This window comes from Methylobacterium sp. (genome assembly GCF_019745455.1).
GTDB lineage: Bacteria > Pseudomonadota > Alphaproteobacteria > Rhizobiales > Beijerinckiaceae > Methylobacterium.
This window is the reverse complement of the sequence record NZ_JAIETD010000007.1, coordinates 1-21,839: the sequence shown is the minus strand read 5'-3', so window position 1 is coordinate 21,839 and position 21,839 is coordinate 1. Positions and strand designations below refer to the sequence as shown.

The following is a 21,839-nucleotide window of genomic DNA, read 5'->3' as shown; positions in this document are numbered from 1 at the left end:
CCTACGGCGTATTCTCGCGCCGTATGACCGTGGGCACCGCAACGAACACGGAGCCCGCCATTGCCGCAGCCAATCCCTGATCCCCTCCCACGTTACTTGCGCGTTCGACAGATCGTGGCCCCTCACGGGGTTCTGCCGATCTCACGCTCTACATTCTATGCTCAGGTCGCCGCCGGCAAGTTCCCGCCCGGCGTCCGCCTGACGCCCGGAACGACAGTTTGGGCCACGAGCGTGATCCTGGCGCTCGCCGACAAGCCCGCGTCCTAGACCGCGCATCCTGCACAAATCGCCAGTGCCTCGACGCCGCCGGTCTCGCACCGGCAGCGATCAATCCCCCCTGCCTCAAATCTCAGGCCCCCATGAAACCCGCCCAGTCGAACCCGAAAACACGACGCAACCTCGTTCGGTGCCGCTCGCGCATTACCGGCTCGCCGATATCTTCGATCCTGCGCGACGTTGCCCGCCGTCAGAAGGCGATCTTCGTGCGCACGACGCTCCTCTCGATCCGGAAGAGCGCACCGCCCCGGCTCCAGTAGCCTTCCCCGCTCGCGCTCCCCGAGGTCGCGGGCCTTTCCTTCTCTAATTCAATCCGGCGTGCACGGCTGCAGCGTGTCGCGCCCACCGGGGCCAATCAACCTCGATCTTGCCTAATCACGCACGCGGCCTCGGTGCCGCGGCGAACGCACCCCCATGCCCAAAGGACACCCATGCCCGCCTCCCTCTTCGACACTGCATCGCCGACGCCGCGCGAAAGCGATCACAAGACATCGCCGCCCACGTCAACGTCCGTCCCACCCGACACCGAGCTTACGGACGCGTTCCAGCGTTCACTTATGCGCATCACATCCGCACTGTGCTTTTGCACTACTTGTTGTGCCGCGCCCGTTACCCCCACCGTGGCAATACGCGTCAAGCCGACGCCGCGGAACTACACGCCGGTCCAAGCCTTCGGCGATAGCAACACGCCGTTCGCGCTAGCCACGGCGCTCTGGGACACGGATCCCTACTACGGCTGTGACTTGGTCCGCCGCCTCGTCGACCTTTGCACGAAGGTGACCGTCTACGGCGGTGCGCTTGCAGGCCGGCGGGACTACTTCGACCGTGCTCAAAGGGTGCGCTGGCCGGGACGCGGATCACCGCCACCGCGTCGCGCACAGCCGAGACGGTGCAAGCTCCTTGCCCCGCCCGTCATGTCACTATTCGACGACCTTGCGGTCACCGTTACGGAGGAGACCCGCAATGACCATAGGGAGGGCGAGCGGCAATGACCCTCAACCCCTTCGATTTCGGCGCCGACGAGGACGGTTACGACTTCCGTCCCGGCGTCCAACGGGAGGACCGCCTATACGCGCCGATGCCGGGCTCAATGCCGGCCCGCCTAGATGCACATCTCCAGCGCGCCACCGAGGCCGCGATCGCCAAGGACCGGAAGGCCGTGGACGATCCGGAAGCTGTCTACCTCCCCGCCGAGAAGGTCATCGAACTGATAGAGGCGGTCTCCTTCGCTAACCAGTACTACGGCATCGCTCTCAATGGGTTCCTCACCGTGAACTGGTCGTGGTGCGGGGTAGTCGACCCCGGCGCAGTCTCTCGGCTGACGACACTCATGATGAACCGAATCGGGAAGGCGCGCGCCAGCGCCTTCCCCGACACGCCGCTGCTCTACGTCCTCGTCCACGAGAACGCGCTCGGGCGCCTGCACAGCCACGTCCTAATCAATCTGCCAAACGGCGCGCGGCCGGCGCTACTCGCGCAGGTCGAGCGCAGCGTTGCACAGCTCACAGGGATAGCGCCCCCGCCGCACACCGTCGATGTTCAGCAACGCCAGGACCAGCGAATGCTCGCTTCGCAATGGCGTTACGTGCGTTACGTTGCCAAGAGCCTCGACCCAGACGCGCGGATACGCGCGGCCGACGGCCGGATTTACCCACTTGGCGCACTCCTCCAGCTTGAGAAGTGGCAGGCTTCCGGGCCGATCGGCGACAAGTCACGCCTCGGCGGCGCCATCGCGCTTAGCACGACAGCCCGCACCCGCAGCGGCCACATCTCGGCGCTACGGCTCGGCGCGTTTGCACAGCTTTACGACGGTTGGGAGGAACGTCTCTGCCAGCACCGCCGCGATCGCGCCCGCGCCGAGGATCAGGCCGCCGCCTTTGCCATGCCCACATTCCTATCCCCGACCCTCGCATGAACGACCGCACCGAGATCGACCCGCTCCGCCTCGTGGCCGAGATCGCGGACCCAGAGCTGCGGGCGCGCACTGCCCGCCTGTGGGGCCTCGACCACCCCGAGGCGATCGCCCGTATCCAGCCCGTCGCGTTCGACGGCCCACAGTCGCGCCTGCTCGCCGCGTTGCGCACCGCCGACCCCGGGGGAATCGCCGTACCTGCGCCCGACCCTGAGATCGCGGCGCTCGTGGCCGACCTTCCCCAGGTACTGCTGTGCTACCGCCCCGTCCCGCGGAATCTCTACCCCGGGCCGCCCACGATCGAGATGCCGGCTTCCGGGCTCGACATCGCGGACACGCGTGACGACGCCGATGTGACGGAGGACTTGCCCGCGCCCAAGAATAAGAGCGCCGTCACGTCGTCGATCGCACTCCTCGAGCCGCTGGTGCCGTTCCGCCTCGCGCCGTGGGAGACGGGTGTCATACCCGCCGAGATGGCGATCGAACTCGTCGATGCCGTCTCGTTCCTGATGCAGGAGCACGGGATCGTGCCGAACGCCCTGGTCACCGTCCACTGGGAGGCGATCGGCGTGCGCGACGCCTCCCGCGCCGCGCGGCTTGCGGCCGAACTCGCCGCCGCGATGGGCGACTTCGTGCGGCGGGAATTCGCGGCCGATCATCCGGACACCTTCGTGCTCGTCCACGACGCGGCCGCGGAACCGGGCCTGCGCACCCGCGTCCTTGCCCACGTCCCCGGGTGGCTGCGGGGGGCGTTCCGCTTGGCGCTCGATCGACACTTGCGCCGCATCCTCCGCAAGCCGCCGGGCGAGGCGCTGAAGATTTACATGCCACGTCGTCGCGAACGGGCGGGGCGGGTCGCCTTCGCGTGGTCGGCGGTACGCCTGATGCTCGCCACGCTCGATGCGCGTGTGATCCGGACCGTCTTGGACGGGGAGCGGGTCCAGCTCGCCCGGCTCCTTGGGTTGCGCGCGTTGGCCGGCACGCGCCACCTCGGCGACGTCGAGCCGATCGGCGTCGCGCCCGAGATCGACGTCGCGGCACGGCGCCTCACCCGGCGCGGCTTCTTCTCGGCCGCCCGGCGCGGGGCTTGGCACCAGATAGCGACCGGTTGGGAACTCGACGAGTTCTCGGCACGAACTCAGGAATGGGCCAACATGCACGAGTGGCTGAACCGGCTCGCACGCCACCCACACGTCGATGCGCGCGTGCGCGTCTACGTGCCTCGGCCGGGCCAGGGGCTCGTCGATAGCCCCGCGGTACCGGTGCTTGATCCCCATCGGCGGTCGCCGGGCGAGCACCCGAACGCGTTGAGCATACTTTACGCGCTCGACGCCGCGGATGCCCTGCGTCGCGACCGCGACTACGCACTGTTTCGTGGACCGCGGTCGCTGCCGCCGATCCGGCTGAGCTGGTCCGGGCTCGGCGACCCGCCGGAGCCGGACGCGCACGCAACCGAGCCCGTCGTGGATGCGGCGTAGGGGGGCGGGTCCGGACGGGCGGGTTGAATTTCGGTGATCAAAGAAAGACGCTCGGCGCCAACTCGGCTTTCCAGCGAGTTACATGGCGCGGTGGGCGCGTCTGGCCGATACGGACGCCCGCGGACGAATGTGGCGGGACATCGGGTAGGAGGACAGCGATGACAGGTGGGCCTGTGGCGGTCATCGCATCGGCGACACCGGTCACCTCAGCGGACGCCACCTTCGATTACGGCGCGCTCGCACCGGACTTAGCGGAGGCCTTGCGGGCGGATGCGAGCCGAATCCGGTCGCGCTTGCGCCGCTCCGTAGTGGAAGCGTTGGAGGCCGGCGCCGAACTGGCGCGGGTGAAGGCCCTGATCACGCACGGCCGATTCGGCGCGTGGCTCGCCCTTGAGTTCGGCTTGAGCGAACGGACGGCGCAACGCCTGATGAATGCGGCGGAGGCGTTCGCCGGCAAATCCGACACGGTGTCGGTTCTGGAGATGACGGCGGTCTATAGCTTGTCCGCGCCAGCCACGCCCCAACACGTCCGCGACGGGGTGATCGCGCAACTCGAGACCGGCGCGCGGCCGAGCCTCGAGGATATCAAGAATGAGGTGGCGCGAGCCCGCAAGGTCGCGGCTGAAGCGAAGGCTCAGGTGAAGGCCGAAGCCGCGCTGTCGCCGGAGGCGCGCGCCCAAAAGAAGGCAAGAGCGGAGCGGGAGCGGAAGCGGCACCACGCCGAACATCAGGCGTATCTGGCGCGGAACGAAGCCGAGAAGATCGCGGCAGAACTGGCTGCCGCGATCGTGCTCGAACGCCTCGGTCCGATCGACACCGAGCTGCGTGACCTCCTGATGCGAGCGAGCAGTTCCCGATTTCTCGCCTGCCTGCAACGAGCCCCCGAGGACGATTAACGGCCGGCTTGCGTCGTGGGCTCCTGCTGGGCCGATCAGGCAGGGTACGAGGAACCACTCGCGCGCCCGCACCGGCTGGCTGAACCGGTCCTCGATCGTCAACTCGAGGCGCGCGTTGGCGTAGCCCTCCATAGCGACCGCGGGCTTCCCTCACTCCCGGCTCCGTCTTGCCGTCGCATCCAGGTGCCTCGCCCCCTCTGTATTGAGGGATCGAACCTTGGTGAGCGCTTGAGGAGATCGTTCTTGCCGAAGAGCAAGGCTTCGCCTGGGCAGCGGCGAAGCCAGCCTGACTGGATGGGCCCGAACCTCGGAGCCGCGCCGTCGTCGACCGTCGGATCGGAGGTGCAACCTTGCGACAGGCAGGCCGGGGTTGGGCTGTCGGCCTTTACGCACCGCTTCCCGCCATCCCGGCGGCCAGCGCGAACGGCGACGCACCCTCCGATCCGCTGGAGTGCGACGCGTCCAAGGGGTTTGGCTGCCAAGCCTTGTACCCCTCTCCTGGACGCACACGTTACTGCGCGCGTCCTTGGTACCGATGCCCTTCGGCGCTTGATCCGGCGGTCCCCATCCCGCCTGAGTAGCGGTGGAGGCTCGGAGCCCGTGGGGGGCCTGGCGTGTCCCGGATATGGTGAGATGACCTGCGTGCCAGCATCGGTGCAGGCGCAGGTCGCTCGGGCGAGGCAGAGCGTCGATGGCCGCCCATCACGTGTTGCGGCGATCGAAACTTCGACTCGTCGCCAAAGTAGATAACCTCCTTAAAAAGCTGTCTACCGCCAACGCGATGCGCGGACGCGGCGGTCTGGCCTGAGCGCCCGGGCCCCAGCGCCAGCAAGTTTGGAGGGCGACTTTGTCTTCCAAATTTTTTCGCGTGTCCCAGCTGAACTGACAGGTCACGAAGGGTTCTGGCGCGTCCTCACAGTGGAAGTGTGCCATGACGAACCCAGACAACGATCTCGACCTCGATCACCTCGCCGACCTGCGTCTGCGGCTGCGTCACGCGCGTGACCCCGATCCCACCCTCGGCTGCGCGATCATCGCGTTGCTGCTGCCGGGCACGATCGCCGCCGCGTCGGCCAGGGCATGGCTCGCGCGATCCGAGGGTAAGCCGGCGGCCATCGGCACGGGGCTCGACATCACCGGGTCGGTCGAGGACGCGATGCGCTTCCTCGGACAGCTCGGTTGCGGACCGGGCTGGTCGATCATCGATGAGGATCTCAGCGACGAACCGCCGAGGGCCGACAGCGCGCGACACGCCGTCTGGCTGCGGCACCGGTTCTTCGACTGCTCAGGCCGGGGGCAGACCCGGCCGATCGCCCTGGTTGACGTGGCCATCCTCGCCACGGCGCTCGGCGCCGCCGGCTACGAGGAGGAGGAGCTGCCACCGTTGCAAGCCGGGGTCGGTTCGGTGCCAGACGACGGGGGCGAGAATCCGGGGGAGCCACCGGTGGTGGACGCGCCGGACGCCGGCTGGGACTTCACCCTATCGGAGGATCCGGTGGAGCGCACGCGTCAGTTCCTGGGTCAGTGTTGGCCCGATCTCGGCATGATCGACGATTTCTCCATCCTGGCCGGTCTTGAGCTGACGGGGCGCGTCTGCCTGAAGAACCGCGACGGTCGCTTCGGCGCGATGGACGGCTACGACCTCGACGCTGGCATCCTGCGCGTGGTCGATCGCAACGCGCCGATGAGCACGCGGTTCGACACCCTCGAGGACCTGCTCGCCGCCGGCTGGGTGCTCGACTAAGCCCGCCGGACCAAGCCCCCAGCCGCTCGATGCGAGCAACCACTGGAACAGAGGATCGATCATGACCACCAAAGCCTGGGCCATGCGCACGTCGCGCGACAGCCGCGCCCACCGCGATTTCATTTTCGGCGAGCTGCTTGAGGGGCGGCTGCGTCAGGGCTGGGGCTGGCTGCCTGAGCAGGACCTCGCGACGGTGTCGACCCGCTGCAGCGATCCTGCCGTCGGCTACGCGGGCCTGAGCAATGAGGAGAAGATGGCGTGGGGCCATTGGCGGCTCCTGGGCGAGGGCTCGCACGCCCCAGAGGACGCCATCCGCACAGGCGATACGGTGCTCGTGCCGAACGTGCCGGAGAACGGCACCTTCACGCTGTGCCGCGTCACCGGCCCCTACCGCTACGACATCCCGGTCGCGATCGGCGACCTCGGGCACATCCGCCCCGTCGAGGTGCTGACGCCGGGCGGCGTCGCCTACACCTCAGACCTCGTCCTCGCCCCACTGCGCCGCTCGCTGAGCTGCCGGTCGCGTCTGTGGAGCGTGGACGCGTATACCGATAACGTTGAGGCGATCGCCGCCGCGGTGGCGTCTGGCGACGTCGCCCGCAGCTTCGCACAAGGCACGGATCACCTCGCACGGGCACAGCGTGCCACCGCCGACAAGGTGCAGGCGAGCGTCACCGAGCTGGCTACCACCATCACCGAGCCGCTGCGTGCCGTCTTGAAGTCCGCCGAGTGGGAGCCGGTGCTGACAGCCGCCCTCGTGCCGCTGATGCGCGACGTCGAGGTGATCCACACCGGCGGGGCGGGCGAGGAGGGCGCCGACATCGAGATCCACGTCCCGAACCCGTTCGCGCCCGAGAGCCCGTGGGTCGTGGCCGTCCAGCTCAAGGACTACGAGGGCGAGATCCATGAGTCCGCAGCCGATCAGATCGAGCAGGCCATCACCGCCCGGCTCGACGGTCGCCGCGGGACCGGGGCGCTCGTCGCGGTGATCCTCGCCGCAACCAAGGCGCACCCAAGCACACGTCTGAGCGAACGGCTCGCGATCCTGGCGGAGAACTACCGCGTCGAGGTGAGCTGCGTTCACGGTGATGCCCTGATGCGGGTTATGGCCAGGGGTCTCTTCATGCGGCAGCGGTGACCGCCCCGCCCCGCCGGTCTGCCGCCCTCAATCCCGCTCGTGGTCCGCGATTGGGCCGGCGAGGTCCGCGAGCAGGCCGTGCAGCCCCCGCCACGGCTCGGCCGCATCACCGGCACCGCCCGGGGCGTACAGGGCGAGCAGCACGACGAGCTTGAGGCGCACACCGGCAAGGCTAGTCGCCGTCTGCGCCATCAGCACCGCGCCCACCGCCCGGACGGCGCGGGCAACCGTCGCCTCGTGCCACTGAGCCTCGATCAGGCCGCAGGCCTCGGCGGCTGCCTCCCACGAACGCCTGCGCTGGCACAGACGCCGCTTCAGCCGACGTGCCCGCGGACCCGGCGGCAGGTGCCGCTCGATCGTGTACGCCTCGGCTGCATACAACCCGGGGTCCCCGGGCGGGGTCGGCAGACGCACCCGCGAATGGCCGAGGCGCGCCACCAGTGCCGCCTCGAGCCGGTCGACCCGGGCGAGCGCCCGCTCGTAGGCAGCCACCAGCGCTTCGAACTGCCCGAACAACTGCGGGATTGGATCGTGGCACAGCCCGAGACGCGCTGCCGTCACCATGCTTGCCGGCGGCACCGGCGCCAAGGCGAGCAACGCCAGGAGCCGCCGGCGCGACGGGCTGCGCGCGCGTTGCCTGTCCTCGCCGCCGGAGCGCGGGGTGTCGTCGGCGCGAGGATCGCGGGTCATGCCGCGATCTCGGTGTCGGTCGCGGGCTGCGAGAAGGCCTCGAGAAACTGTGCGGCCCTGGAGGCGAGCGAGGCAGCGGTGACGAGGGCTCTAGCGTCGTCGCGTAGCAGGGGCATCCAGCCGGCCATGTAGGCCGCGTGGTTGGGATGGGGCTCGGGGGCGATACCGAGACCGGCCAGGACGAAGGCGGCCCCGAGTTCGGCCACCAACTCCTCGGCGGCGTAGGCGCGCGTGCCGAAGCAGGTAGTGAGCTGGCGATCGAGACGGTGGGAGGCACTAGTCCAGTGGATCAACTCGTGGCTGAGCGTGCCGCAGTAGCCCTCGGTTGAGCGAAACACCGTCCGGTTCGGCATGCGAATTTCGTCGCGGGACGGAAGGTAGTACGCGGCGTCGCCCATGCGGACTACCGCGCCGGTGGCGGCGACGAACCGATCGAAGGTCGGCGTCGGGTCGAGCGGTGTGGGCGGAGACGCGTTTAGCTCGGGCGCCCCGTCGACCTGAGCGGCGTTGAACACGGTCGAGGCGCGAGCGACAAGCCGGGGTGTATCCGCATCGTCGCTGCCAGCGAGTTCGGAGATCTCGGGACGCAGATCGCGCTAGAACAGAACGGGGCTGCCCTTCTCGCCAAGGCGGACTTGAGCGCCGAGTTTGGCCCATTGTCGACAGGTGGCCCAGCGGGCTTCCGCGTAGCTGTTGCCTTGCGCCGAGCACCAGAGCGCGAAGGTGTTGATGCCGCGGTACGAACGCCCGGTCAGGGCGTTGTGGGGTAGACCACCCTGAACACAGTGCCATGGGCAGACCCAGGCGGCGGGGTCAGCGGTGGCGAGGTGCTGGAGGATGGTGGCGGTGACGCGAGTGTGGGGATCGGCCATGGTCATCGCCCGAGCTGAGCCGCTTTGCGGCTGACGGGCGAAGGTTCACTAGACGCTGCGAGATTTTGCGGCGGAGAGGGAATTACCGCAGATGAAGAAGAGAGAAATTTCGAACGCTTATCCACTTACTGGCAATACGATGGGCGGCCTCGAATGACCGAGTCGGGCCGAGACCGGAAGGGCAGCTTGCGGATGCAACAACGAGAAAGCTGACGATCCGTTGACCAACTGAATGACACGTTGCGTGCCTGGCGCCCATCCGTATGGTGAGCCAGCCAGGGGGAATGCATGCCAGCACGAAGGCACTCGGGAACGGGCGGCGAGTTGTTCATCGTCGACAACAGCAATGATGAATGGAAGGCGCTGCGGTATCTACATGACTGGTGCGACTACGCCCAGTCGATCGACGTCGCGACAGCCTATTTTGAGATCAGCGCCCTGCTGGGTCTTGATGGTCAGTGGCAGAAGACCGAAGGGCTGCGCGTCCTCATGGGGGACGAGGTGGCGGCTCGCACTCGCCAAGCCTTCGAACAGGCGCTCAAGGTCCGACGGGGGCGACTAGACCAGAGTATCGAGGTCGAGAAAGAAAAGAACGATTTCTTAGACGGTGTGCCCGCCATTGCGGAGGCGATCCGCTCCGGTAAGATCCAGTTTCGCGTTTACAGGAAGACACGCTTCCACGCGAAGGCCTACATTACCCATGCCCGCAGTGAGGTCATCGGCGCCGCAGCGCTGGTAGGGTCCTCCAACTTTACTGGCCCCGGACTGACTCAAAACATCGAGTTGAATGTACAAATCACAGGCCAGCCGGTCTCTGTGCTTCAGGAATGGTACGAGGAGCACTGGGAAGAGGCCGAAGACGTCACACTCGAGATGCTCCGGGTCGTCGAACGGCATATCCAGTCGTTCACGCCCTTCGAGGTCTGGGCGCAGTCACTGCGGGAATACTTTCGGCGCCGCGAGATCTCTGCAGGGGAGTGGGAGAGGAACCAGTCCAAGATCTGGCCTTTGCTCGATGGCTATCAGCGCGAGGGCTATGGCCAGTTGATGAAAATTGCTGGCGAGCACGGCGGCGCCTTCCTCTGCGACGGGGTCGGGCTGGGCAAGACCTTCGTCGGTCTGATGCTGCTGGAGCGCTTAGCCATTCATGAGAAGAAGCGCGTGGCGCTGATTGTGCCGAAGTCCGGTCGGGTATCAGTGTGGGAGGCCAATCTCGATCGCCATCTGAAAGATCTCGGCCGGGGTCCATGGGATAACGTCATGATCCTCAATCACACCGATCTGAACCGCAGCAACGATACGGCTAAAGCGGTTGAGGCCATCGGAAAGCATTTCGACGCGATCATTATCGACGAGGCGCACAACTTCCGGAACCCGGGTCTGGCCGGCACCGGCCGAAAGAGGGAGTCACGTTACCGAATCCTGCAGCGGATCGCGCGCGGAAAGCAGATGTTTCTGCTCACCGCCACCCCGGTGAACAACGGTGTCTTCGACCTGATGCATTTGATTGAACTGTTCGCCTCTGACGGCGACACGTTCGCCAGCCTCGGCGTGCATTCCCTTAAAGGGCATTTTCGGACACTTGAGAAAACGATTCGAAAGCTGAACGAAGCTGACGAAACTGCGACGCCGGAGGACGACGTCGATCAGACGATTGAGCTGGGGCCGGCGCGCGCGGCGTTCGCCGCAGACGTGCTAGTCCAGAGCCTCGTGGTCCAGCGCAGTCGGGCCTATGTGAAGGCGAGCCAGAAGACCGAGTCCAAGGGCGAAGCGGTCTTCCCCGTGCGGGAGGATCCGAAGGTCGCAGAGTACGAACTGCTGCCCGTTCAGCAGCGGCTGCTTGATCTGGTCGAGGAGGCCTTCCAGCATAAGAATCCGATGTTCCGGTTGGCCTTGTATGACCCGACTGAGTGGCTGATCGATCCGAGAGAGGAGGACGACCTCGCCATTGGTCGCCGAGCGCAGGTCGTGCGGCTGATCCGCATTGGTTTCCTGAAGCGCCTGGAGAGTTCGACGGCCGCGTTCGAGCTCTCGTGCTACCGCTTGCTAATTAAGCTGTTGGCCTTCTGGGAGGCCCATGCCGAGAGTGAAGCCGAGCAGGCCGACCTTGCAGTCTGGAAGGACCGGCATAGGCAACAGATCGACCAGGTCAGGGTTGGTCTGAGCCGGCATGCGGGCGCGGAGCCCGACAGCGACAGCGAGGATGACGCCGACCCACTGATCACTGGCGACATGCAGGATCGAGTCGAGCGTCTTCCGCGTGATAAGTACAAAATTCCCGAGCTGATCGCCGAGACCCGTGAAGATCTTCAACAGCTGATCAAATTCCTCGAAGCGCTGAAGGGCTTTAATGCGGATCACGACGGTAAGCTTAAGGCACTGTGCCGGATGCTGACCGAAGATTCTGCGCTGAGCCAGCAGAAGGTGCTAATCTTCACCGAGTATCAGGGCACCGCCCGCTATTTGAAACGCGAGCTGATCCGGGCGGGTATCGAAGGGGTAGAGGAGATCGACTCTGGATCGCACAAGGGCCGTGATCGCGAAAGTGTTATCCGTTGCTTCGCTCCCTACTACAACGGCTGGTCGTCGTCTGCAGTTTACGAGGAAGGCAAGAGGGAGATCCGGGTACTTATTGCGACTGATGTCTTGTCCGAAGGGCTCAACCTCCAGGACGCTACGCGCCTCATCAACTACGACCTGCACTGGAACCCCGTGCGGCTGATGCAGCGTATTGGCCGTGTGGATCGGCGCATGAACCCGGACATCGAGACGGCGATGGTCGCTGATCATCCCAACACGGCACCGCTGCGGGGCAAGGTCGCCTACTGGAATTTCCTGCCGAACAAGGCCTTGGAGAGACTGCTTGGCCTTTACCACCGCGTGGCTGGCAAAACATTGCGCATCTCGAAGTTGTTCGGCATCGAAGGAAGGCGGCTTTTGACTGAGCTGGATGACTACGAGGACCTCAGGAACCTTAACGAGAGCTTGGACCAGAAGCCATCGGAGGAAGAGCTGCTACGTAACGAACTGCGACAGCTGCTGATTGAGCACCCGGAGCTGGAAGAGCGGCTGTCGGACTTCCCCAACCGCGTCTTCAGCGGCCGGGAGGCCTCCAGCGCCCAGGGTGTCTTCTTTTGCTATGCCCTGCCCGGGCGGGCCAAGGGGCCCGAAGGCGAGGAGCGATGGGACTTCGATGAGGGGCGGCAGGTGCGCTGGTACTTCCGCGATCTGGCTGGCGGACCAGTGCTGGAGGGGGCGCCCACGATCGCCGCCCACGTCCGCTCCGCTCCGGAGATTGGGCGCCGCATCCAGCTGGACCGAGCCGCCTTGGTTGCAGCCCGCATCGCGGTCGAGAAGCACATCGAGACGAGCTATCTGCGCCGGGTCCAGGCGCCGGCGGGTGTGCGCCCGGTGCTTAAGACGTGGATGGAGTTGAACTGAGCCGATGACCCACTACGAAGCCCTGAAGGAGCTCTCCGATTTCTCCAGCCTGGTGACCTACCTGCGCGACGAGCTGGAGTGGGAGATCCCTGAGGATTTGCCGCTCGGCGACCTGACCTACAGCTACACGGCCGACGAGCTTGGCTTGAAGCTGAACGCCCAGGTCGAGATCACTCAGCTGCGGCCGATTGTGGGACGAGAAAACGCCTGGGGCGTGTTCTTCGTCGACTTCGACAAGGCCGAGCTGCCCGTTACCTTGCTGCGTCGCATACTGTCCAGCGTCAGCCGCCGGAAGCGTGCCTCAGCTAATGCGGGCGACCGTGCGCTGTTCGACAAGAACGACCTGCTGTTCGTCTCGGCCTTCGGCAAGGCCGAGGATCGTCGTCTGGCTCTGGCCCACTTCCATCAGGAGCCGGACGTCAACTCCCTGCCCACCCTGCGGGTGCTAAGCTGGGATCAGCTTGACACCCCACGCCACATGACGACCGTGGCCGAGCGGCTGAGGCGCCTGCGTTGGCCGTATGGGCACGAGCAGGACGAGGTCTGGAAGGCGCGCTGGGCCAACGCCTTTGTCGACCGGCCACGCGAGGCGATCCGTACCGCCAAGGAAATGGCTCAGGCGCTAGCCGACAACGCAAAGCAGATCCGCGTGGCGATCCAGGAGATCCTGCCCAAGGAGAAGCCGGGTCAGCCGCTGACCCAGCTGTTCGAGGCGGTGAAGTCGACGCTGAACAAGGACCTCGACGTTCCGAAGTTTGCCGACACTTACGCCCAAACCATTGCCTACGGGCTTCTGTCCAAACGCATTGACCAAGTGCAGCGCTGGCGGGTTGATAAGGCGCGGAACCTGAATAGCGACCTGCCACTGCCGCCGATTACGACGGACGCGCTGGAGACGGCAATCCCAACCAACCCGTTCCTGTCGGAGTTGTTGACCAGCTTCATGGGCGCGGTCGGTCGTGACGCGGGCGGTTCGGCGCTGGATTTCGATGAGCTGGGCCTGGGCGACCTGGTCGACCTGCTGAACACCGCCAACATGGAAGCGGTTCTCGACGACTTCGACAAGGCTAAGCAGGGCGACGACCCGGTCATACACTTCTACGAAGGCTTCCTGGCCGCCTACGACAAAGCGATGAAGGTCCAGCGCGGCGTCTTCTATACGCCGAGGCCAGTCGTCTCCTTCATCGTCCGCTCGGTGGACGAGGTCCTGCGAACCGAGTTCAGCCTGCCGCTGGGCTTGGCAGACACGACCACCTGGGGCGAGTTCGTCGCCGCGCATCCGAACGCGAAGATCCCCGACGGTGTGAAGCTAGACGAGCCGTTCGTGAAGATCCTCGACCCGGCCACCGGCACCGGCACCTTCCTGGTTGAGGTCATCGACCTAATCTGGCGCCGCATGACGGAGGAGGTGTGGAAGGGCAAGCCGGCGGAGGAGAAGCGTCGGCTGTGGAACGCATATGTGGCCGAGCAGCTGCTGCCGCGGCTGTACGGCTATGAGCTGATGATGGCGCCCTACGCCGTTGCGCACATGAAGATCGGCCTCAAGCTGGCGGACACCGGCTATGATTTCTCTGGGGTCGAGGCAGGCCCGGACGGAGAAGCTCAGCCAATTCGGGCGCGGGTGTTCCTGACCAATGCGCTGGAGCCGGCACAGGACTTCAACCTGCAGCTGGCCTTCATGAACGAAGCCTTGGCGCACGAGGCGAAGGCAGCCAACGACGCCAAGGCGCGGGCGCGGTTCACGGTGGTGGTGGGGAATCCGCCGTATGCGATTAAGTCGTGGAATAACAAGCCTTGGATCAATCGCTTAGTCGAGGTCTACAAGACCACGGTGCGCGACGAGGAAAGTCAAATTCAAGCCCTGTCCAATGATTATATAAAATTTATGAGGCTGGCTGAGCACGTGATCGGCCGATCGATATTTGGAGTGATTGGACTTATAACCGGTCACGGCTTCACACATGGAACTCAGGCAAGAGACATGCGCCATAGTCTCCTCCAATCCTTCTCAAAGTCGGACTATCTGGATCTGCATGGAAGCATCCGACGCGGCAAGGCTGGGGCAGATTTAGATCAGCCGATTTTCGAGATCACCGCGGGTGTGGCGATCACTGTCGCCGCTCGATCCGTGCTGAATGACACCGAATCGGTTGCCCGCTTGCACGACTTGACGGGCACGTACGAAGCTAAGATGGATGCATTGGCGAAGCGCACGCTTCGTCGATACAGCGCGCGCAGCTACCACACAACCACAGCGCCGAACTTCTGGTTTCGAGAATCAGGCAACGTCGAAGAAGAGGATGCGTATCAATCTTTCGCTCCACTCACCGCTTGGCTTGGCACTGGCGATCGACAAGCCGATATGGAGGTTCGCTGGGCTACCGGCTTTACTTCTCAACAAGATGATTTGGCGATCGCATTTGATCCGGCCGATCTAGACCTAAAACTGGACGCTCTCGCAACTTCAAGTTCTTTTGATGAGCTTAGAAAATCTTTACGCGTTTGCACAACCAATCAATGGAATTACGACCGAGCGAAGAAATACGTTTCAGAGCCGTCCAATCGCCGAACGACAGAGGTGTCCTATCGGCCTTTCGATCCGCGCCTGACTATCCTAAACCGGAACGTCGTTACGATCGTCAGGGATCGCATTACTAGCCAAATGAATGGAGGGAAAAATCTTGCCCTTCTATTTCCGCGAGCAGTAACAGACCCGAAGTGGGCGCATGCCTTTATAGCCAACGCCCCTTCGGACAAAATCTTCTTGTCGAACAAGACCTCGACCAATTCCTACGTTGCGCCGCTTTGGATCTTTGCAGACGGGTTGGGGGTAGGCGGACAGGTCAATCTTGCTAGCGGGATGCTCACACGCCTAGCCAAACTGACCGACCTCAGCTTCGACGACGGCTTCGTTGAGCCAGCGCGCGGGACGCTGCAGGGCGGCGAGTCCTCCCCGTCGACTCAGAGCTCGCCGCCGCTGCGTCGCGAGCGGGGCGACCTGAAGATGACCTTCGGCGCGCGCGACGTGTTCGATTGGATCTATACGGTGCTGCACTCGCCTGCCTATCGCGAGCGCTATGCCGATTTCCTGAAGTCCGACTTCGTCCACGTGCCCCTGCCCAAGGATCGCGGCCTGTTCGCCACCCTGATCCCGCTGGGCACGAAGCTGGTGGCCCTGCACCTGCTGGACGCCGACGCCCTGCCGGACTTGCTGAAGGACCCCCGGGTGCGCTTCGTCTCCAACGACGGCGAGGCGCGCCTCGGCCGCTTCAACAAGGAGGTGCGCCGCGAACCCTCAGGCCGCGTCTATCTAAACGATCAGAACTGGTTCACCACCGTACAGCAGGCCGCCTGGGAGCACTGGATCGGCGGCTACCAGCCGGCCCAGAAATGGCTAAAGGACCGCGCCCAGACCGGCTCCAAGGACAAGCTGAAGCCTGGCCGCCTGCTGACCGATGAGGACATTCTCCACTACCGCCGCATGATCGAGGCCCTCGAAGAGACCGGCAAGGTCATGGCCGAGATCGACCGCGTCATCGACCAGCACGGCGGCTGGCCGGATGCGTTTCGGGGGATGGCGGATTGAGAGCGAGCCCGGCCACGTGCCTGCGTCAGGCGTCGGCCGCCGTCAGCTCTCCGCGCATCAGGCGTCCCAAAAGGTCGTCCACCTCACGGCTGAGGTACGGCCCCTCCTGGGTGGTGACCAACTGCCCCGGAAACCACTTTTCGTACCAAGCCTGCTTAGCCTTCCAAGCATCAGCATAGGTGGATAGCTCGAGGAGCCCAAGATGTTCCCAATAATAACTTTGTCCCTGCCAGGTGATGGTGAAATCCGGTAGTCGCATAGTCCCATCTTGTGCAACCAACGGGTTCTCATAGAGGAACGGCGCCTGACGTTCATGCAGCAGATTGGCGATGATCACCTCGGACTTTGAGCGAAGCATGTCGCCAGTAAGCGCCTCGTGAATCTTGCCCGCCTCATACCAGCCGCGGCGTTGGGTCAGTTCTCGCCGAGCCACATGTATGGTGAACAGGGATGAGTTGATCTGAGGCGTCTGAGCGTTCTCGCGCCGCCGGGAGTCTAGCAGGCTTTTCACCCCGCCCTCGACCAGAAGAGTGCAATGGCGGGTGGCTCGCGTTAACGCCGTATAGGTCAGTTCCGTCGATACCAGCCGCCTTGCGCTCGACGGCACAATGACAAACGTGTGCTCAAATTCGCTACCCTGAGCCTTGTGGACTGACACGGCGTAGGCGAGTTCGAGGTTGTCTTCGACCTTCTCCGTTCGCTCGTAGCGTGGCGTCGGCACTTTTCGCCCATACCCGACGCCAAGCTGCGGGTTGCGTTTGAAGTGAACCGCGAACCGGCTGAGGCGCATGCCGTATGCGTTGCCGTTCACCTTCGACCACAGCTTCCTGGCATCGAACCCGATCGCGCGGACGTTACCGATCTCGCCATTGAAGACTTGGACCTGCTTTTGGCCTCGAGCATTATAGTCGTACGCCCATATCATGTCGGACACCGGCCGATTTCGAATCTGGATCACTTTGTCGGTAAGGGTAACGCCGCCCTCCAATCCGACGGTGTCGATGTATTTTTTGCACCGGTGACTTTGACACGCGTCGTTCAATGCCTCGACGCCATGCGACTCCCCCCTGTGTGGCGTCAGGATCTGAAACCGGGTGGGATCCGCCTCGAGAGCCGATCGCCAAAGCGCGTCGGCATCGTCGCCCTCCGCGCCCATGCCACGCATGCGGCGTTCGACAGTCTCGATCAGAATAGACGGGAGCTCGGACTCTTCGTCCCAGAAGATGACGTCGAGGTCCGCATCTATTTTGCCGCCCCCATGGAGCCGCTCGATCAGCGCTTCCTGGTCGGGTCGCGTGGGACGCTCGGTTGCGTGCTCAGACAGCTTGTCTTCATTATCGACGACGAACAGCTCCGCGAGGCGGACGATGGCGGTACCGGCGCTGGAAGCCTCGTTGCGGAGCTGGCGCAGGTTTCGGCTCAGACGTCCAAGGGCGGCCGGCGCTTCCTTATTTAGCCACGCGATAATATCGGCGAAGACGCGCCCGCGACCGATCGGCGGCAGCTGCCCAGCGTCGCCTACCAGGATCAGCCTTCGAACCGCATTCCACTCGATGCAGCGAAAGAGCGCGGCGGCCAGCACAAGGTCCAGCATTGACGCCTCGTCCACGATCAGGGTCGAGATCGCCGCCTTCTGCCCACCTTTGCGTTTGAGGGTGAAGTTGTCATTCAGCCATCCCTTGGACGCAAGCAAGGAATGGATCGTATTCGTCGAAACGCCGGAAAGTCCGGCGTCCTGGAAGATCTCCCGCGCCCGATCCGTGGCCTTTCCGGTCGGTGCAAGGACTGTGACATTTGCGCCCTCGCCCTCGGTGTGACGGACTGCTCGAACAAGAGCCTCGATGACCGACGTCTTGCCCGTGCCCGCTGGTCCGGTAACCACGCAGATCGGCTGACGGAATAGACGGGCGCAAATCTCGGCCTGCTCAAACGCCGCCTTTCTATACAACTCGCCACAAAGCTCGGCCAAGGAGCTGTCCGACTTATAGGTCCACCCCTTCCAGACCTCATCACCGATGGGTCGGCGCAGGCTGATATCGGGCCTGCGAGTCAGCCCTCTGAGGGTGGCCTCGACCAGCCTCTCGTCTTCATGGACTGCGCCAAGATAGACGCGACGGCCTTGCTCGTCGGCCTCCATGTGGATGACGGGCTCCAAAAACGCTTTGTCTGCGTCGAAATACCGATCGCTGAAGGCGGCCTGTTTCCAATCCGGAAATCGCGCGACACGCTCGCGGATCTCAGCGATGAGCTCCTCGCCCTGCCGGAAGGTGTGGCTTGGCTCTCGATTTAGATGATCGACGCACAGTGACCGAAATCGTCGCGGGTCATCGAGCGTCATTTCAGCCAGATGACCGCCGCCAAGGTGCGGTTCTGGGATCACACCGCGATCGACCAGGCCCCATGGGATTCGGTCATCTGCGCTGTCGCCGCGATAGCATTCCGACAAGAGGTACGGATTGTCCGAAATGGCCTTGAGTTCGAACGGGAGGCCGCTTGATGCTCTTCCATCGCTTATGACCGACCTCATCGTCTCCGCCGGTAGGTCGAAGCGTGACAGCACTGCGCGCAACAGATCTGCAGCTCCGGGCGGAAGAAGGCTCCACGCCCGCCGGATCTGTTGCTCCGCCTTCGGAGTCAGAGGCGGCGAAAAGTCTCCGGACGATGCTCCATCCAACCAGTCGAACGCGGCCTGAACCGCCGCTTGGCCGCCTCGCCGTGTCTCATACGCCTTGGTCGTGTCGATAAGATCCGCAGCGCCAGCAGCGTCCAGAGCTCGCAACAGGCCTGGATATAGCCCGCGAGTCCGCCATAGCTCCGCAATCGTTGAGAGAAGCCAACCTTCGCGGGCTTCCCAATTCTCACTGGTATCGCCCCAAGCCCGCAACATCCTGACCTTGTCGAGCAACTGCTCCAGCAGGCCAATTGCCTGGTCGTCGGTCAGGTGCTTTGACCCGTATTTGAACAGCACGGGGTTGTCCGGTATGACCGCGACTTGGGCGAGCCGCTCCGGATCATCCGCATAGGAGTGCAGTGGCAGTCGGAGGCCTTCGTCTGGGTAGGCCGACGTGATGTCACGAGCCCAGATCATGCCTCCGGCATAGCGGCTGGCGATTTCCGGCGTCACATCCTCGTAAAAGAACTCCGCCCCGACTTTGGTAATCCTCGATACACCTACGAGAACATACCGTGGCGTCTCCTCGTTAGAAATCGGGTTTGAATAGTTCGCGTAGTAGAAAATTAGGTTGCTGCCACAATCGTCTCGGATCGGTCTGAAGAATTCTAGGACGCGACGCCTCCGAAGGTCGTTGTCCGTACGACCTGAGGCGGTAATATCCTCTCCGTACATTGCTTCGTAGGGCCAAACGCTGACCGTCGCGGGATCCATCTCCCATTCCCGTCGTGCCGCGCCACCATGGAAGAAGTCTGGCGGATTCGAAGCGGCCTTGGCTGGGTCGAGGCCAAATGCGTTGTAGCTGTAGCTACAAGGCGGCACGTACCCCTTGAGCGCTGAGCCACGACAGCCGGCGAGCGCGCCCTCCACTTCGAGATCTCGTTCGCGTGCGATTACGTCACCCGGGAAAGATTTCCACCCAACGCAATAGCTGTTCTGCTCCGGAGACGAACAGACGCTGCCGTCCCATCCGTCGGCGTGCCACGCCAATCGCGCGGTGATATGTGTCGGCATAAGCGTGTCTTCCCCTAGGCAGACTTAACCCTACGTCGTTGAACAGGGGAGGCAAGACTCGAGGTATGACCTTATTGGCTTCTGGAAAAATTCTCTATTCAAATTGGTCAAACTGGCTGATGGAAGTCTGCGCTCATGCCGGGTTCATGATCCTCTCCGTGGTCGATCTCGATGGACCGCCGCTCGTTGGCGTCAGATGTTCGGACCGACCGAAGTGGTCCTCTCGTTCGGTGAAGATACCGTATTTCCTTGGGTGGCCTGATCCGCGCCCAACGTCCCTGCGGAAACCCATCCGTTGAAGCCAGTCAAACGGCGGCGCTCTTTGGTGCTGATGTCCGCCTACGAGCGGCGCATTCACAGAAAAATAGTTCGGACGATCCAGTGAGCGTCCGCTTCTGGAAATTTTCATCATTCGGAGGAACGACTATTATGGGCGCGAAGCAGTAGCAGAGTTCGGTCTCGCCGAACCCGCGTATACGTCTCAAGCTAGATGCGGCACAGGATTTTCTCTCTACAGAGAACCACTTGCTGGCCGTAGTCCGGTCTGGCCAAGTGCGATGCTCGTCATCCGGGCTGAATTGTCAGACCGATCATTCAGGGAAGGAGAGGCGATCGGCGAGGTCGGTAATCCGGTCGCGCCAGGCGAGGAGCTGAAGCCAGCGCTCGGGAATGGCCGAGGCGCCGTAGAGGGCACCGGCGAGTTGGCCGGTGACTGCCCCGACCGTATCAGCGTCATCACCGAGGTTGACGGCCAGGGTGAGGGCCTCCTCAAAGGTGGTAGTGGTGCCGACGGCCCAGAGCGCGGCTTCGAGCGTATGAATGACATAGCCGGAGGAGCGGATTTGGACTCGCGTTTTGCCGCGCCAGGAGCCCTGGGCGATTTCATGAAGGGCGGCGTCGCCGGTCCGCTCTACGGGGGTGAGGTCGTCGTCCATGCCGCTGATGAAGTGCCGGGGGCGTAGGCCGTCTGTATCGGCTCCGATCCAGGGGCGCGGGCGTAGGACGTGGGGTTGGCCGAGAATGCCTTCGCGGAGGAGCTGGACCAAGAAGGCACAGGCCTCGACGGCTTGAGGCGCGCCGTGGGTGGTTCGGCTTTGTGCCTCAGCGATCCGTTCGGCTTCGCCAGGATCATGAAGGGTGGCGAGGGCGACGGGGGCGAGCCGCATGAGGGAACCGTTGCCGGCGGTGTCGGGATCGGTGGAGCCAGCGTAGGGGGCACCCGTGCGTATGAAGCGGGCGAGCGCCTCGCACGTAGTGATGCCGATGTCGAAGCAGGTGCCGGTGCAGGAGTTGGTGCCATCGCGGTACCAGGCGACGAAGCGGGTCATGAGGTCGCCTGGATCGAAGCCGGGGGCATGAAGGAGGCTCTCCGCGAGGGCCAGGGCCATCGAGGTGTCGTCGGTCCAGTCGCCAGGAGCGAGTTTGAAGGGGCCACCGCCGGTCATTTCGATGTGGTGATGGAAGGTGTCGCGGCGGCTGAACTCGAGGGTGGTGCCGAGCGCGTCACCGACCGCGAGACCGAGCAAGGCGCCACGGGCACGGTCGAGGATGGCCGGGTTCAGATGAAGAGCTTGGGTCACGATGAAGCTCCAGAGGTGGCGGTCGGATGAGGCCGAACGGGAGCTGAAGATTCACGGCTGCGGGGGTGGAGTTGCGAGCGGTGGTCGCCGCCTATGGCTGCCACGGTGGAGCAGGTGGAGCTGCTCGTTCCGGAGGCCCAAGCAAAAGCGATCGTGCACGGACTAGACGATGGTAGGGAGGATCGAGTCATGCCGGTAGGTGGGGGTACACCGCAGCAGCCGTATGCAGGGTAGGGGTAGGGGTAGGGTGCCGGCCGGTGGCCGCGGTCGGTATCCTAGGGGTATTCCAGGGGGGTGTCTCAGGGGGATAATGAAATGTAGCAACCAGCTGGGTGATTGCACATCTGAAGATCGCGCAACTTGGTAGCGATCGTCCAATGCAGACTGGACGAAGGGTTAGCGGGTGAAATCTGCCAAGCCTGTCGAGAGGTTGAGCGCTTGGGCGCAGGTCCGGCGCATGACGATGATATTGGCCCGCATGGTGTCGGCTGCACCATTGTTCGTCCACGTCTGCCGACGCATCTTGGCACCAGCTGCAAGG

The 21,839-nt window shown here is 64.0% G+C and carries 14 protein-coding genes; 9 read left to right on the top strand and 5 right to left on the bottom strand.

Annotated elements, in window-relative coordinates; translation table 11 throughout:
* Positions 1-60 precede the first annotated feature (60 nt).
* The 7 genes from K2Y56_RS01200 to K2Y56_RS01170 all read left to right on the top strand — a co-directional run bounded on the left by K2Y56_RS01200 (position 61) and on the right by K2Y56_RS01170 (position 7,444).
* Positions 61-267 (top strand): AlpA family phage regulatory protein, encoded by a 207-nt coding sequence (locus tag K2Y56_RS01200; RefSeq protein ID WP_366848040.1) that lies wholly within the window; start codon positions 61-63, stop codon positions 265-267.
* 629 nt (positions 268-896) lie between these two features.
* Positions 897-1,268 carry a hypothetical protein gene (locus K2Y56_RS01195; protein ID WP_292503995.1) on the top strand — a complete coding sequence of 124 codons (372 nt, stop codon included), beginning with the start codon at positions 897-899 and terminating at the stop codon, positions 1,266-1,268.
* Complete coding sequence (locus tag K2Y56_RS01190; protein ID WP_292503993.1) at positions 1,265-2,191, top strand: hypothetical protein; 927 nt, start codon at positions 1,265-1,267, stop codon at positions 2,189-2,191. Before K2Y56_RS01195 ends, K2Y56_RS01190 begins: the two co-directional genes overlap by 4 nt.
* Positions 2,188-3,666 carry a hypothetical protein gene (locus K2Y56_RS01185; protein WP_292503991.1) on the top strand — a complete coding sequence of 493 codons (1,479 nt, stop codon included), beginning with the start codon at positions 2,188-2,190 and terminating at the stop codon, positions 3,664-3,666. Before K2Y56_RS01190 ends, K2Y56_RS01185 begins: the two co-directional genes overlap by 4 nt.
* 173 nt (positions 3,667-3,839) lie before the next feature.
* Positions 3,840-4,562, top strand: a complete 723-nt coding sequence (locus tag K2Y56_RS01180; protein ID WP_292503989.1) for a DUF3102 domain-containing protein — start codon at positions 3,840-3,842, stop codon at positions 4,560-4,562.
* A gap of 931 nt (positions 4,563-5,493) precedes the next feature.
* Positions 5,494-6,306 carry a hypothetical protein gene (locus K2Y56_RS01175; RefSeq protein ID WP_292503986.1) on the top strand — a complete coding sequence of 271 codons (813 nt, stop codon included), beginning with the start codon at positions 5,494-5,496 and terminating at the stop codon, positions 6,304-6,306.
* 61 nt (positions 6,307-6,367) lie between these two features.
* Positions 6,368-7,444, top strand: a complete 1,077-nt coding sequence (locus K2Y56_RS01170) for a hypothetical protein (protein ID WP_292503983.1) — start codon at positions 6,368-6,370, stop codon at positions 7,442-7,444.
* Positions 7,445-7,471: 27 nt separating this feature from the next.
* Here K2Y56_RS01170 and K2Y56_RS01165 read toward each other — a convergent pair whose 3' ends face one another.
* From K2Y56_RS01165 to K2Y56_RS01155, 3 genes are all read right to left on the bottom strand, one after another.
* Positions 7,472-8,134 carry a hypothetical protein gene (locus K2Y56_RS01165; RefSeq protein ID WP_292503980.1) on the bottom strand — a complete coding sequence of 221 codons (663 nt, stop codon included), beginning with the start codon at positions 8,132-8,134 and terminating at the stop codon, positions 7,472-7,474.
* The gene (locus tag K2Y56_RS01160) at positions 8,131-8,649 is read right to left on the bottom strand and encodes a zincin-like metallopeptidase domain-containing protein (RefSeq protein ID WP_292503978.1); all 519 of its coding nucleotides are present in this window, start codon (positions 8,647-8,649) and stop codon (positions 8,131-8,133) included. The genes K2Y56_RS01165 and K2Y56_RS01160 overlap by 4 nt, the downstream gene beginning before the upstream one ends.
* Positions 8,650-8,730: 81 nt before the next feature.
* Positions 8,731-9,006 (bottom strand): ArdC family protein, encoded by a 276-nt coding sequence (locus K2Y56_RS01155; protein WP_292503976.1) that lies wholly within the window; start codon positions 9,004-9,006, stop codon positions 8,731-8,733.
* A 324-nt stretch (positions 9,007-9,330) separates the two neighbouring features.
* Here K2Y56_RS01155 and K2Y56_RS01150 point away from each other — a divergent pair, with 324 nt between their 5' ends.
* Together K2Y56_RS01150 and K2Y56_RS01145 are read left to right on the top strand one after the other, a co-directional pair.
* Positions 9,331-12,447, top strand: a complete 3,117-nt coding sequence (locus K2Y56_RS01150) for a helicase-related protein (RefSeq protein WP_292503974.1) — start codon at positions 9,331-9,333, stop codon at positions 12,445-12,447.
* A gap of 4 nt (positions 12,448-12,451) precedes the next feature.
* Complete coding sequence (locus K2Y56_RS01145; RefSeq protein WP_292503972.1) at positions 12,452-16,033, top strand: type ISP restriction/modification enzyme; 3,582 nt, start codon at positions 12,452-12,454, stop codon at positions 16,031-16,033.
* A 25-nt stretch (positions 16,034-16,058) separates the two neighbouring features.
* Here K2Y56_RS01145 and K2Y56_RS01140 read toward each other — a convergent pair whose 3' ends face one another.
* Together K2Y56_RS01140 and K2Y56_RS01135 are read right to left on the bottom strand one after the other, a co-directional pair.
* Positions 16,059-19,718, bottom strand: coding sequence for an AAA family ATPase (locus tag K2Y56_RS01140; RefSeq protein ID WP_292503970.1), 3,660 nt, complete (start codon positions 19,716-19,718; stop codon positions 16,059-16,061).
* Between the two features lie 590 nt (positions 19,719-20,308).
* The gene (locus tag K2Y56_RS01135) at positions 20,309-21,298 is read right to left on the bottom strand and encodes an ADP-ribosylglycohydrolase family protein (RefSeq protein ID WP_292503967.1); all 990 of its coding nucleotides are present in this window, start codon (positions 21,296-21,298) and stop codon (positions 20,309-20,311) included.
* Positions 21,299-21,839 lie beyond the last annotated feature (541 nt).

Excerpts from the sequence above, each read along its gene's own strand:
- K2Y56_RS01190 (WP_292503993.1), top strand. The coding sequence starts at position 1,265 with ATGACCCTCAACCCCTTCGATTTCGGCGCCGACGAGGACGGTTACGAC.
- K2Y56_RS01185 (WP_292503991.1), top strand. The coding sequence starts at position 2,188 with ATGAACGACCGCACCGAGATCGACCCGCTCCGCCTCGTGGCCGAGATC.
- K2Y56_RS01175 (WP_292503986.1), top strand. The coding sequence starts at position 5,494 with ATGACGAACCCAGACAACGATCTCGACCTCGATCACCTCGCCGACCTG.
- K2Y56_RS01170 (WP_292503983.1), top strand. The coding sequence starts at position 6,368 with ATGACCACCAAAGCCTGGGCCATGCGCACGTCGCGCGACAGCCGCGCC.
- K2Y56_RS01165 (WP_292503980.1), bottom strand. The coding sequence starts at position 8,134 with ATGACCCGCGATCCTCGCGCCGACGACACCCCGCGCTCCGGCGGCGAG.
- K2Y56_RS01155 (WP_292503976.1), bottom strand. The coding sequence starts at position 9,006 with ATGGCCGATCCCCACACTCGCGTCACCGCCACCATCCTCCAGCACCTC.
- K2Y56_RS01145 (WP_292503972.1), top strand. The coding sequence starts at position 12,452 with ATGACCCACTACGAAGCCCTGAAGGAGCTCTCCGATTTCTCCAGCCTG.
- K2Y56_RS01140 (WP_292503970.1), bottom strand. The coding sequence starts at position 19,718 with ATGCCGACACATATCACCGCGCGATTGGCGTGGCACGCCGACGGATGG.